A 13114-nucleotide genomic window follows, 5' to 3' on the forward strand; every position below is an offset into this window, starting at 1 on the left:
TCACCACCTGTTAATATTCATCTGCCAGTGCAACGAACGCCTTCGTGACATTCGTCTTTGTAATCCGTCCCGTCACTTCCAGATCTCCATTATCCGTTTTCCGGACAACAGGGACGGAGTCGATCTGTTTATGGATCAAATCCTTCGCGACACCGATCAACGGATCATCCTTCTCGCATGTCGTGATGTTCGGCATCCTCGTCATGATGATATTCACCGGAAGCGTACTCAATTCCTGCTTTCCGATGCTCGCCCTTAGAAGATCCTTCCGGGAAAGGACCCCGACCAGATAGGAATTCGCATCAACCACGAACAGCGTCCCCACATCTTCGAGGAACATCGTCACGATGGCATCATAGACCGAAACATTTTCATTGACCACTACGGGAATGGATTGGTAATCCTTCACGTAGATTTTCTTGAGGTTTTCGGTCAGCAGCTGGGTTCCCGTCTTACCGGTATAGAAATACCCCACCCGGGGCCGTGCATCAAGGTAACCCGCCATGGTCAGAATGGCCAGATCCGGTCTCAGGGTGGCACGGGTCAAGTTGAGTCGGTCGGCGATCTGTTCTCCCGTGATGGGCCCATTATCTTTTACGATTTGCAAAATCGTTTCTTGACGTTTATTCAGTTCCATTTTTCTTCACCACCTAACGACCCTTTTTCAAAATGTTATACTGTATACTAAATATTATATACTAATGAATCAAAATGAAAAGAGTATTATCTTTTCCCTTTATGTGTAAACTATATCGGAATATTAGACCTGTAAAAGAGTATCCTGTTTCCCAAGAAACATCAACTCTTTTTCACTTTGAACGAACAATGGTTGTCAAGAAGAAAATCCCATGATAAAATAGCTAACACATTCATACGTAAGCAATGACGGATAGATAAGTAACCGCAGCTTAAAGCGACCGGGGATGGTGAAAGCCCGGAATAGCGGAGAAACGGCGATCCCGAGCTCATACAATCGAAAGTGGATATGCCATGTGCATATCAACTAGGGTGGAACCGCGAGCCAAAGCTCGTCCCTAGGCCTACAGTGCCTGGAGACGAGCTTTTTTTATTGGCCGGCCCCCTTATCTAAAAAGGAGTGACAGATTATGTCAATGGAACAAGTTGTGAATCTTGCAAAACACCGTGGATTTGTGTTCCCAGGATCTGAAATTTACGGTGGCCTTGCCAATACGTGGGATTACGGTCCCCTTGGCGTGGAACTCAAAAACAACATCAAGAAAGCATGGTGGAAGAAATTCGTCCAGGAATCCCCTTATAATGTCGGCCTAGATGCCAGCATCCTGATGAACCCCAAAACATGGGAAGCTTCCGGCCACGTCGGAAACTTCAATGACCCGATGATCGATTGTAAAAAATGCAAAACCCGTCATCGCGCTGATAAACTGATCGAGAATGCCCTGGAAGCCAAAGGGATGGAAATGATCGTCGACGGCCTCCCGTTCGAGAAAATGGAAGAGATCATGAAGGAACATGAAATCGTCTGCCCGGATTGTGGCGCGCAGGATTTCACAGAAATCCGCCAGTTCAACTTGATGTTCAAAACGCACCAAGGCGTCACGGAATCCTCCACGAACGAAATCTTCCTTCGTCCGGAAACGGCTCAGGGAATCTTTGTGAACTTCAAGAACGTGCAGCGCTCCATGCGTAAAAAAATGCCTTTCGGGATTGCGCAGATCGGAAAAAGCTTCCGAAATGAAATCACGCCGGGTAACTTCACGTTCAGAACACGCGAATTCGAACAGATGGAGCTTGAATTCTTCTGTAAGCCCGGTGAAGACCTTGAGTGGTTCTCTTACTGGCGCGAATTCTGTAAGAACTGGTTACTGAACCTTGGTCTAAACGAAGACAATATGCGCCTGCGTGACCACGACGAAGACGAACTGTCCCACTACAGTAATGCCACTACCGACATTGAGTACAAATTCCCGTTCGGATGGGGCGAACTATGGGGTGTCGCTGACCGTACAGATTTCGATTTGAAGCGCCACATGGAACATTCGAATGAAGACTTCCATTACATGGACCCGCAAACCAATGAAAAATATGTACCTTATTGCATCGAGCCTTCCCTCGGGGCAGATCGGGTGACGCTCGCCTTCCTATGTGATGCATTTGAAGAAGAGGAGCTTGAAAACGACTCCCGTACGGTGCTCCGCTTCCATCCTGCACTTGCACCATACAAGGCAGCCGTACTTCCGCTTTCGAAGAAGCTTTCGGACGATGCGTTCAAAGTGTATGAAGAGCTTTCCAAAGACCTTATGATTGACTTCGATGAGACGGCTTCCATCGGTAAACGCTATCGTCGTCAAGATGAGATCGGTACCCCGTTCTGCATTACGTATGACTTTGATTCTGCTGAAGACGGACAAGTGACGGTCCGCGATCGTGATACGATGGAGCAGGTTCGCATGCCGATCAGTGAAGTGAAAAGCTTCCTGGATGGTAAGATCAACTTCTAAACAGTAAAAGACCTCCACGCCTGAGCGTGGAGGTCTTTCATTTCATGACACCAAAAGGACCGCTCCCTGCGAAAGGGGCGGTCCTTCTCACTCTATTCACATCACACTAGAATAAATCCTTCAGGTTGTCCATCTGATCCAGGAATCTCCTCGATTTCAAGTGCAGTCCGGAATATTCATCATAGTAGGTCCGGATGACCTTTTTCAATTCGGCCTTTGTTTCATCCTTCACCGATACATTTCCCAACCGGTTGATATCAAAGTAATAGAAGACCCTCAATAATTTGACCGTCCCCTGCTTCAAAGGAAGGGCATGGGGATCCTTATGGGCGCACCGGTGGCAGATGAAGCCATTTTCCCGGAATGAAAATGAGAAGGTCCCTTCCTTCTCGCCGCACACAGAGCATCCATCGAGGTTCGGATACAGTCCAAGAACCGGCAGCATCTTCATTTCAAAGATATGGACAAGGATCTCGGGATCCACTTCCTCATCAAGATAATGCAAGGATTGGTGGAGAAGCTCGAACAGGAAGGGATTCGGCTTCCGGTCCTCCGTTGCCTTATCCAGCAGCTCCACCATGTAGGTGGCGTAGGACGTCTTGAACAAGTCTTCACGGATATGGCGAAGTGACTCCACCATTTCCCCCTGCTGAAGGGTACCGAGGCCGCTTCCTTTGATATACATGAAATAGCCGTATGTAAATAACTGTGATATGGCGGAAAGACGGCTGTTGGGCTTCTTAGCACCGCGAGCCATCAGTCCCACCTTACCGAATTCCCTAGAGAAGACGGTAACGATCTTATTCGTCTCGCCATAGTCATTCGTCCTGATGACGATTCCTTCACATTTCTGTAGCATAAGGCCACCTCCCGACGTCCATTTGTCCGGGTGATGACAAACTCGTTTACGTTATAGGAAAATCCGCTTCTGAATTTTCCTCATCAAATCCTGTTATTTCATCACTTGAATCTTTTTCGAGTTCTTTAAAGAGCAGATACGTGTCGATACTTCCTGTTTGTGAAAAGAACTTCCAGGTTAAGTCTAACATATAAAACCCACCTTTCTGGATTTAAGCTAGTAAGACCTTTCATGTGATTAGAGTGAGCATTTCAAGCAGATTTGATGTGTTCTAAATATTGTTAATCCCAAGATCAATATTCGTCATCATTGAAGCCATAGTCTTTCAGGTTCGAAGCACGGTTACGCCAATCTTTCTGGACCTTCACCCAAAGCTCCAGATAAACCTTCGATCCCAGAAGATTCTCGATATCGATCCTGGCTCGCTGGCCGACTTCCTTCAGCATGGCTCCACGTTTACCGATGACGATCCCCTTCTGTGAATCACGTTCCACAATGATCGTGGCGAGGACATCGATGAGGTTATTGGAGTCTTTCCTCTCCATTTTATCGATGACGACCGCAATGCTGTGAGGGATCTCTTCACGGGTCAGATGCAGCACCTTTTCCCTGATGAGTTCTGACACGATGAAGCGCTCCGGATGATCCGTGATCTGGTCGGCAGGGTAGAATTGCGGCCCTTCCGGCAGGCGGTCCTTCAATAATCCAAGAAGCTGGTCGACGTTATTCCCTTCAAGGGCTGAAATCGGCACGGTGGCCGCGAATGGATACAGTTCGTTATATTTCTGGATGATCGGCAAAAGCTCATCTGGATGAACCTGATCAATCTTATTCAAAATGAGGAAGACGGGCGTCTTGACGCCTTTGAGCTTCTCGATGATATAGTGATCACCCTTGCCGAGGCCTTCTTCGACATTGATCATGAAGAGGATCACATCGACTTCCTTCAGGGTATTCTGTGCGATCTTGACCATGAAATCCCCAAGCTTGTGCTTCGGTTTATGGATTCCCGGTGTATCGATGAAGATCATCTGTGCTTCATCGGTCGTATAGACTCCCTGTACTTTATTACGGGTCGTTTGCGGCTTGTCGCTCATAATGGCAATTTTCTGGCCGATGACACGGTTCAAGAATGTCGATTTTCCGACGTTCGGTCTTCCGATGATGGAAATAAAACCTGATTTGTACTGATTACTCATGTAAATCCTCCGGTGAAAAAGCTCCCGGCAACAACTCTGCAACTGTCAGTTCCTGAACATCTCCGTTCAGATTGGTGAGGACGACCCTCATGTCTTTCGGACAAAGCTCCGATATGACCTGACGGCACGCTCCGCATGGAGGGACCGGTCTCTTCGTATCCGCTACGACGGCGAGCATGGAGAAATCCTTATCTCCTTCTGAGTACGCCTTGAATAAGGCTGTGCGCTCAGCGCAATTACACATGCTGTAGGCCGCGTTCTCGATGTTGCATCCACGATATACCTTCCCGTCCTTGGTGAGGAGGGCTGCTCCTACCTGAAACCGACTATAAGGGACGTATGCTAGTTCTCTTGCTGCCTTTGCTTCTGTTATCATTTGTTGAACATTCATTCGTTTGATTCTCTCCTTTTTCCCTTACCCCTTCATTTTACTACACTTTTTCTGAAATGACATGGGATGTTATCAAATTGTTAATAAATAGTTAGATTATTCAAATAATTTTCCATCACTTTCCCTCATTCCCTTCCTCCATTAAAACGCTTTCAGTCAGGAAAATCAAATGTCCCGAAATGGGGACATGGATTTAGAGAATAGCCAGTATTTTCGGGACGAAAATGATCAGCCCGATAATCGCTGAGCAGATGGCAAATAGCAGCACGGCGCCGGAACCAAGATCCTTTGCCAGCTTGGCAAGGGGGTGATAGTCCCCGGTCGAAAGGTCAACCGTCTTCTCGATGGCCGTATTCACCATTTCAAGGGAATGCATCAGGAAGATCAGGATGAGGATGATCATCCATTCCATTTTCGACACGTGGAGCAGGGTGGCCATGATGAGAACGATGATCCCCACGCATGTATGGATCCTGAAGTTCTGCTCGGATTTCCATGCGCTCACCACCCCTTCCCATGCATAGCCGAATGACCTCAACAGCTTCTTGAAGCCGCCGTTAGCCCCTTTGGAGTCCATATGCGTCCAGGATATCCCTTTGTCTCTGGAACATCCTCTCTTCGTCTTCTTTATCCATATGGTCGTAGCCAAGCAAATGGAGGAAGCCATGAAGGGCTAGGAATCCAAGCTCCCTTTCGAAGGAATGGCCGTATTCTTCGGCCTGTTCACGCGTTCGTTCGATGGAGATCACGATGTCCCCCAGTACGCGCGGCATCCCTTCCCCGATGATTTCCACCTCGTCTTCACCCAGCTCTTCAAGAGCGAAAGAAATGACGTCCGTCGGCTGATCCTTCTCACGATACTCCCGGTTGATTTCCCTGATCCGGTCATTGGTGACGAAGGTGACGGACACTTCACTTCCCTCTTCGATCCCTTCCTTGCCTGCGGCAAAGTCAAGGATGGAGTGGACGAGCTCAGAATCCTTCTCCTCTATCTCTTCCGTTTCATCTATCATGTCAATATGCAAGATCATGTTCATTCTCCTTTTGCTTGTTCTTCCGGATATTCAATCCTTGGATGGAATATCCCGTTCAAAGTCTCGCACAGGGCCCTTTTCACCTGCTCCAGCTGTTTGAGTGTGATGTCGCACTCATTGAACTGTCCGTCCTGAAGTCTGTCCTGGACGATGGAGTGGATCAGGTTCTTGATTTCCTCCTGTGTGGGAGACGACTTAGAGCGTACGGCTGCCTCCACGCTATCCGAGATCGAGATGATGGCCGCCTCGATGGTTTGCGGCTTGGGACCGGGATAGCGATACTCTTCTTCCTTCACAGCTTTCCCCTGTTCCTTCGCCTTATAATAAAAGAATTTCAAAAGCGTGGTCCCATGGTGCTGCTCGGCGATATCGATGATCTCTTTAGGAAGCTTGTGCTTCCTCAGCATGTCTGCACCGTCCGTCGTATGACTAATGATAACATCCCGGCTCGTTTCAGGCGATACCCGGTCATGGGGATTTTTTCGGTTCATCTGGTTTTCGATGAAGAACTGGGGACGTTTTGATTTCCCCACATCGTGATAATAACATCCGACGCGGGCAAGAAGGCCGTTGGCTCCGATGGCTTCACATGCGGATTCGGCGAGATTTGCCACCATGACGCTGTGATGATACGTCCCCGGAGCCTCGGTCAAAAGCTTCTTCAGGAGCGGCTGAGTCGGCCTTGAGAGCTCCATGAGGCGCATGGAAGACAGGATGCCGAACCCTGCTTCGAAAAAGGGCAGGAATCCGATTGTGAAGATGGATGAACCTACTCCTGAAATCAACGCAAAAATGAAGTAATACAGATACTCTGTGTTTGTATAGGACGTGCCGCTCAGCAGGATCAGGAATGCAAGGACCAGGACGTTCACCAACGCGACAAAAAGACCGGCACGGAGGATATTGGACCGCTGATTCTTACTCACAAGGAAAAGCACGCCTGCAACCCCGCTGAACAGGGTATAGATGGCGATTTCAAAGTCGATCGCACCCGTGAACGGATGGTGGAAGATCACGCTCGAGCAGGCAGACAGGATGAAGACCATCATCATGGCGATCCTCTCATTCAACAGGATCCTGAGGATCATGCCGCTGAACGCTGCCGGGAGTATGTAGGCAATATCATTGAATTGAAGCTGCTCAAGGAGACCGACAATCTTCATGATCAAAAGGGAAATGACGAAAATGATGCTTGTGAGCAGCAGGTAATTCTGCTTTCTTTCTTCCGTGATCTGAAGGGTATAAAAGAAATAATACAATGATCCGATGATGACGATCACAAAGATCGCGAGACCGAGGAACGGTTTTACCGAGAAGCTGTTATCGACCATTCCGAGTGCCTTCAGGATTTCGTATTTTTTCGGCGTCACGAGTTCTCCGTCTTCCACGATGACACCGCCTTCAATGATTTCAACGGAGCGGACATTGGCAACCGCCTGTTTCTTCAGTTCTTCCGTCTTTTCTTTATCATAATATTCCGTCGGCTCGAGGGCCAGATTCCCAAGATCGATGGCCACCTGAAGAAGATTGCCATTGAACGAAAACTTGGATATCCGCTGTTCGAGTTCAAGACGTGCTTCCTTCAGGTCCTCTTCCTTGACGTGGTCCTCCATGATCACCTGCATCTGGGTGGACACCACCGTTTCAACACGGTCAAGGTCTTCCCCCGATGCTTCGAGCATGGTCAACAAGCGATCATCCTTCAGCGTATCCGCTGCATCGTTTTCCTTCGGCAGCTTCTCTTTCAGCTGATTGAGCTGTTCGGTCAGTTCTTTTTTGGAAGGTGGTTTCAGATTATCCCGGTCCTTTTCCTCGGACTGTTTCTTCACTTCCTTCACGCTCTCGATCATGGAGTGGACGAGGGCATTGGAATTGTCGATGGCCCCTTCTTTCGGGGTATATACCTTTCCGACTTCCCTTTCCGCCTCTTCTTTCTTTTTCTCCGTCGCTTCGGCATCAACGAATTTCTTCGGTGCCCGGATGGTCGTCTGTGCTTCTTCATATAGATGGATATCGAGGGTTTTCGGTTTTACATTCCCATATAGGACTCCGAAGACGATGAGCCCGAGGAGGATGAATAGCAGGTTCGTGAATAATCGGTAGCTTAGTATGCTTCTTATCTTGTTCAATAATGGGTGCGTGCGCATAGTGACCCCCTGTTGTAGCGGTTTCCGGCAACATAAGGCCGGTCCAGGAAATACATATGTAAAATGATAGCAGTTTTTTACTTATTTATCTATGTATAAAAGGGTACAAAAAAGATTGATCCTCGCCGCGCATGGCGACATGACGCGCGAGATCAATCCTGGTATTATCCTTGTTGTTCGTTTTTTTCATACGCATCGATGATTTTCGCCACGAGAGGGTGACGGACCACATCGGCCTGTTCGAGATAGATGAATTCCACCCCTTTGACGTCTTTAAGGATCTTTTCCGATGAAATCAACCCCGATTCACTTCCACGCGGAAGGTCTACCTGGGAACGGTCACCCGTGATGATCATCTTGGAATCAAATCCCAATCGGGTCAGGAACATCTTCATCTGTGCCTTGGTCGTATTCTGGGCCTCGTCCAGGATGACAAAGGCATCATCCAGGGTCCTTCCCCTCATATAGGCAAGGGGCGCGATCTCGATGGTGCCTCTCTCGATGAGGCGGGCAGTATGCTCTGCTCCCAACACATCGTGAAGGGCATCATAGAGCGGCCGCAGATAGGGATCGACCTTCTCCTTCAGGTCACCCGGCAGGAAACCGAGACTTTCTCCGGCTTCCACTGCTGGCCTCGTCAGGATGATCTTCTTCACCTGACCGTTTTTCATGGCGTGAACGGCCATGACTACGGCGAGATACGTCTTCCCAGTACCTGCTGGGCCGATGCCGAAGACAAGATCTTTCTTCCTGATGGCCTGGATATATTGTCGTTGGCCAAGGGTCTTGACCCTGATTGATTTCCCCTTGGCATTCTTTGTGATTTCTTCTTGATAAAGGTCGGCAAAATACTCAAGCGTCCCTTGTTTCCCCATTTCAATGGCATACAGGACATCCCTTGAACTGATATTGATGCCTTTTCGGATAACGGCCACAAGCTGATCGGCGATTTCGACGGTCAGGCGCACCTCTTCGTCCTTACCGGATACGAGAAGTTCCTCTCCCCGGGTGACGATTGAAACGCTGAGTTCCGTTTCCAACAATTTTAAATGTGAATCCGATACCCCAAAGAGCGCCACGGCTTCATTCGGGTTCTCAAGCTGCAATTTCATTAAGATTTCGTCTGACATTCGCTAGTCTCCTTGAATGAGTGGTTGTCCTACTGCAATGTTTTCTACTACCTTAAAGTGAATGGTTACCCTAACTTTACCATTCTCGAACTTCTCATGCAAAATTTTTTCTCCCTTTATTTCCGCATCGTCCGGAAGTTGGGATAGAAGGTTGTTCCGTGCAAGCTTCCTCGCTTCTGCAAGAGCTTCCTTTTTTGTATACTTGCGGTCCACCACTTCTTTCTCTTTTATGGAAGTGTCGGTTATGGCGATGGGTGTTTCCCATTTCAAAAAGCGCAGCCGCTTCGTGTTCTCTTCTTTCACGGATTCCTTATATTCAGGATCCCCGAAGCCCCATACAGGAAGTTTCCATCCGAATATCCCGACGTGGAAACGCCTCTTTTCATTTCCTGTAAAGACGGAAAACGTTGATTGGAGAGGAAGGTCGACGCTCGTCTTATACCAGGTTTCCCCGAAGACCTCGCCTTTGGCGGGTACGCCCTTTGGTTTATCCTCTGTACCGATCAACCCGGATACAAGCAGCTGCCCCTTTTCCACATAGTCGGAGACCGCCACTTTCGGATCACCCTCTTCTACGAACATGCGGACAATGACCGCTTTCTTACCGGCCACAAGATGCTGTGCCCCTGTGACTTCCCCCGGTTCGGGCGCATTCTTCTCGACTACCTGGAAGTGAAAGGTTGTCCCCTTAAGGTCCACGCCGACCCAGGTGATATTATCCATGCGATAAGATAATTCCCGCTGGATGGTTTCCACATCCGGGACCGTGAACTGCGTTTTACCCGTGGAGAGCCCCAATGACTTCAATTCTTTCCTCATCTGATGCTCGACTTCCGGGGATGCCCCCTTGATCTCGATCCCCCAGATCATATTGGAGAGGACGAAGATGATGGCGAAGAAAGCGAGGGCTCCGGCGAGAAAACCGGAATTCTTCCATATCCGCTTCAAAAGGAACGGCCCCCCCTCTCCTTTCAAGAAGGAGACCCTGCAGTCGAACGGGCGCACAGCATGCCTCAGCTTATGTACGTCACTGAATGCGATCTGGAATGTGATGGCTCCCGTTGCCTTCCGTTTTACATCCCATACCGGGATCCCTGCCTTCAATAAGGCGTTCAGTGCAGGTTCCATCACCCTACCCTCGATCTTAACCATGACCTTGCCATTGATAAAGGTGACCCATTGATTCTTCAAAGTCCGTTCCTCCTACTCATCTAAATAGATTACTTCGACGACTTTTCCCTGCAAGAGGATCTCCTCAGGGAGGATGATTTTGATCACAAATTGCTCCCCCTTGATTAAGAGCTGTCCTTGCTTCAGGAGCAATCTCACTTCATCATCCGCAAAAGTCAGCAGCCCCCTGTGGTTTTCTATATAAATATGGATTTGTCCAATCATTGTGATGCGGGGTAGGTCCATCATGACATCTTCCGGCAGGTCCATCTTCTCTGTCATCCATTTGCGCATTTCCTGGAACCAGTTTTTCGCCATAAAAAAAGAACCCCCTTTCATCTCATACGTATGAGTTAATTGAGAGATATATGTATAGCCCTTGTATAAAATCCAGGTTTCCTTAAAGCTTGCAGCCCCCCTGCCTCCAATGAAGGAAAGTTGACTGCCCAAATAACGTACATTCACCCGATGTAGAGCATAGGATATCTCGACAACCCAGAAGGGATTGAGAGAAATGTATGACGATCCACATAGGTACTACCATCCAAACTTCTACTACAAGAACACGGGGTGCGGGAGGATGAGTCCTTCTTATTGGAGCTGTCCTGTTGAAAGTCGCACATCTACACCTCCGCACGTTTATAATGGGGCTCCCTCTTTTCCGCTTAACCACTGCCCCGTACCGTTCGGAGGTGCTTCCACTTTTCAACAGCCTGGTCCTATGCCGGGGAGGAACATGGCTATAGAAGATAGGAATGAAAACGGCAATAAAAGTGCCGTTTATTTTGGGCGAACACCTGATGAATGGATTACTCATACGGACTTTCTAGTAAATAAAGGGTTAGAGGATGTCAAAAGGGGAATAAACGCTACTCATATTCTTCAGGAATTCATTTTAATGGGCGTTCTTGTCGGGAAAGGCTTTGCACCAGAAAAAGCATATAAAACAGTGGAAGAATGGGAGCGTAATGGCGCATCCAAGCTTCTTCTGCAAAGCAAAAGCATGTAGATGGTTCGTGAGGCATCCCATTAAGTCATGAATAAAGGGAGTGCGATTGTAAGAATATCGCACTCCCTCAGCGTTTTGAAGAAAACTTGATCAAGGCCATTTTCTCCAAAGAAAAAGGTGAGGTTTCACGTGCACCTCACCCATTCCAAATGACGTATGGATCCGTCTTCATCCACACTTTAAACTTACTGCATTACCAAACGAAGATTGCGCTCAGGCTGCATCAATCGTTCAATTATTTCCGGTGATGCCTTCTTCTCGATCTTGGCGCTCCGAAAACTTCGGAGTAAATGAACCCTTTCACCACGTCATCTTGATTGTGGAAATCGAGGTCGATGCGCTTTGTCCGAATGGTTTCAGCCTTCGCCAATGTTTTCTCCATCTGCTTCGATAACCGCTTTTCCTCTTCTTTCAAGGTATGGGCAACAGTATTCTGAGCGGCTGCCTTCTTCTCTTCAAAACGTGTCTGGATGCTCGCGGCACCCTTTTTCACTTGTTCTTCGACTCTTGCTTTTGTTTGTTCGATTTCAGGTGACCGGGAAGGATTGCTGCCCGGGGTCGGCGTACGGGGTCTGTTGGTCTGATCCTTTCCCTTTTCTTTATTACGGCCGAAAAGGGCGGAGATCAGACCGATGACAATCGCAAGTATCAGTCCTTCCATGAAGGCATCTCCTTTCCTTCAGGGACTTACTTATCCGTATCGTGTTTGTCCCCGGTCATTTTTCCGATGGAATCTCTCATATCCGTATCGGCATCGATGTTCTTAAGATTCATATAATCCATGACACCCATGTTGCCTGAACGCAAAGCTTCCGCCATGGCAAGAGGTACTTCCGCCTCGGATTCCACAACTTTCGCTCTCATTTCTTCGACTTTTGCTTTCATTTCTTGTTCGTTTGCAACGGCCATTGCCCTTCTTTCTTCCGCTTTCGCCTGGGCAATCTTTTTATCCGCTTCAGCCTGCTCTGTTTGAAGCTCGGCACCGATGTTTTTACCGATATCCACATCCGCGATATCAATAGACAGGATTTCAAAAGCCGTCCCTGCATCCAATCCTTTTGATAGGACCGTCTGTGAAATCAGATCAGGGTTTTCCAGAACCTTTTTATGATTGTCGGAAGAACCGATTGTGGATACGATCCCTTCCCCTACACGGGCAACAATGGTTTCCTCACCGGCTCCACCGACGAGTCGGTCGATATTGGCACGGACGGTAATACGGGCCTTCGCCTTCACTTCAATTCCGTCCATCGCTACACCGGCGATGAATGGTGTTTCGATAACCTTCGGATTAACACTCATTTGAACGGCTTCCAGTACGTCCCTTCCTGCGAGGTCGATGGCGGCTCCGCGTTCGAATGTCAATTCGATATTGGCACGGTGGGCAGCGATCAGGGCGTTGACGACCCTGTCGACATTCCCCCCTGCAAGATAGTGACTCTCAAGCTGGTTGATGGATACTTGAAGACCGGCTTTATGGGCTTTGATCAACGGATTGATGACCCTGCTCGGGATAACCCTTCTCAGTCTCATACCGATCAGCGTGAAGATGCTGATCCTGACACCTGCTGCAAGTGCTGAAATCCACAGCATCACAGGGACGAACGTGAATAGGATGGATAGAATGATGATCCCCACCACAATGGCGGCAATCAAGAGAATCGAACTTGTATCAATGACCATTTACACAACCTC

General features: G+C 48.4%; 14 protein-coding genes and 1 pseudogene. 2 read left to right on the forward strand and 13 right to left on the reverse strand.

What is annotated here, in order from left to right:
* Positions 1-10: 10 nt before the first annotated feature.
* Complete coding sequence (ccpN, locus tag D5E69_RS15055; protein ID WP_048006125.1) at positions 11-637, reverse strand: transcriptional regulator CcpN; 627 nt, start codon at positions 635-637, stop codon at positions 11-13.
* Between the two features lie 466 nt (positions 638-1103).
* Between ccpN and D5E69_RS15060 the strand changes: the two genes are divergently transcribed.
* Positions 1104-2480, forward strand: a complete 1377-nt coding sequence (locus D5E69_RS15060) for a glycine--tRNA ligase (RefSeq protein WP_148795501.1) — start codon at positions 1104-1106, stop codon at positions 2478-2480.
* A 106-nt stretch (positions 2481-2586) separates the two neighbouring features.
* Here D5E69_RS15060 and recO read toward each other — a convergent pair whose 3' ends face one another.
* The 10 genes from recO to yqfC all read right to left on the reverse strand — a co-directional run bounded on the left by recO (position 2587) and on the right by yqfC (position 10728).
* Positions 2587-3339 carry a DNA repair protein RecO gene (recO, locus tag D5E69_RS15065; RefSeq protein WP_048006127.1) on the reverse strand — a complete coding sequence of 251 codons (753 nt, stop codon included), beginning with the start codon at positions 3337-3339 and terminating at the stop codon, positions 2587-2589.
* Between the two features lie 46 nt (positions 3340-3385).
* Complete coding sequence (locus tag D5E69_RS15070) at positions 3386-3529, reverse strand: YqzL family protein (protein ID WP_079516415.1); 144 nt, start codon at positions 3527-3529, stop codon at positions 3386-3388.
* A 103-nt stretch (positions 3530-3632) separates the two neighbouring features.
* The gene (gene era / locus D5E69_RS15075; protein ID WP_159129876.1) at positions 3633-4538 is read right to left on the reverse strand and encodes a GTPase Era; all 906 of its coding nucleotides are present in this window, start codon (positions 4536-4538) and stop codon (positions 3633-3635) included.
* Positions 4531-4929, reverse strand: a complete 399-nt coding sequence (locus tag D5E69_RS15080) for a cytidine deaminase (RefSeq protein WP_048006129.1) — start codon at positions 4927-4929, stop codon at positions 4531-4533. The genes era and D5E69_RS15080 overlap by 8 nt, the downstream gene beginning before the upstream one ends.
* A 193-nt stretch (positions 4930-5122) precedes the next feature.
* Positions 5123-5506: a diacylglycerol kinase family protein gene (locus D5E69_RS15085; RefSeq protein ID WP_048006130.1), complete on the reverse strand. Its 384-nt coding sequence runs from the start codon at positions 5504-5506 to the stop codon at positions 5123-5125.
* A complete protein-coding gene (gene ybeY, locus D5E69_RS15090) occupies positions 5487-5960 on the reverse strand; it encodes an rRNA maturation RNase YbeY (RefSeq protein WP_048006131.1) in 474 nt (157 codons plus the stop codon). Before ybeY ends, D5E69_RS15085 begins: the two co-directional genes overlap by 20 nt.
* 2 nt (positions 5961-5962) lie before the next feature.
* Positions 5963-8092, reverse strand: a complete 2130-nt coding sequence (locus D5E69_RS15095; protein ID WP_249931499.1) for an HD family phosphohydrolase — start codon at positions 8090-8092, stop codon at positions 5963-5965.
* Positions 8093-8274: 182 nt separating this feature from the next.
* Positions 8275-9240: a PhoH family protein gene (locus D5E69_RS15100; protein WP_048006133.1), complete on the reverse strand. Its 966-nt coding sequence runs from the start codon at positions 9238-9240 to the stop codon at positions 8275-8277.
* 3 nt (positions 9241-9243) lie between these two features.
* Positions 9244-10431, reverse strand: a complete 1188-nt coding sequence (gene yqfD, locus D5E69_RS15105; RefSeq protein ID WP_048006134.1) for a sporulation protein YqfD — start codon at positions 10429-10431, stop codon at positions 9244-9246.
* A gap of 12 nt (positions 10432-10443) precedes the next feature.
* The gene (gene yqfC / locus D5E69_RS15110; protein WP_048006135.1) at positions 10444-10728 is read right to left on the reverse strand and encodes a sporulation protein YqfC; all 285 of its coding nucleotides are present in this window, start codon (positions 10726-10728) and stop codon (positions 10444-10446) included.
* 463 nt (positions 10729-11191) lie between these two features.
* Here yqfC and D5E69_RS15115 point away from each other — a divergent pair.
* Positions 11192-11419, forward strand: a pseudogene (locus D5E69_RS15115) (cupin domain-containing protein); the annotation flags it as partial.
* Positions 11420-11654: 235 nt separating this feature from the next.
* Here the strand turns inward: D5E69_RS15115 and D5E69_RS15120 are convergent.
* Positions 11655-12080, reverse strand: coding sequence for a YqfB family membrane protein (locus tag D5E69_RS15120; RefSeq protein WP_048006136.1), 426 nt, complete (start codon positions 12078-12080; stop codon positions 11655-11657).
* Between the two features lie 26 nt (positions 12081-12106).
* A complete protein-coding gene (gene floA / locus D5E69_RS15125) occupies positions 12107-13102 on the reverse strand; it encodes a flotillin-like protein FloA (protein ID WP_048006137.1) in 996 nt (331 codons plus the stop codon).
* Positions 13103-13114 lie beyond the last annotated feature (12 nt).

Origin of the sequence: Rossellomorea marisflavi (assembly GCF_009806575.1) — a bacterium.
In the GTDB taxonomy this organism is placed as follows: domain Bacteria; phylum Bacillota; class Bacilli; order Bacillales; family Bacillaceae_B; genus Rossellomorea; species Rossellomorea marisflavi_A.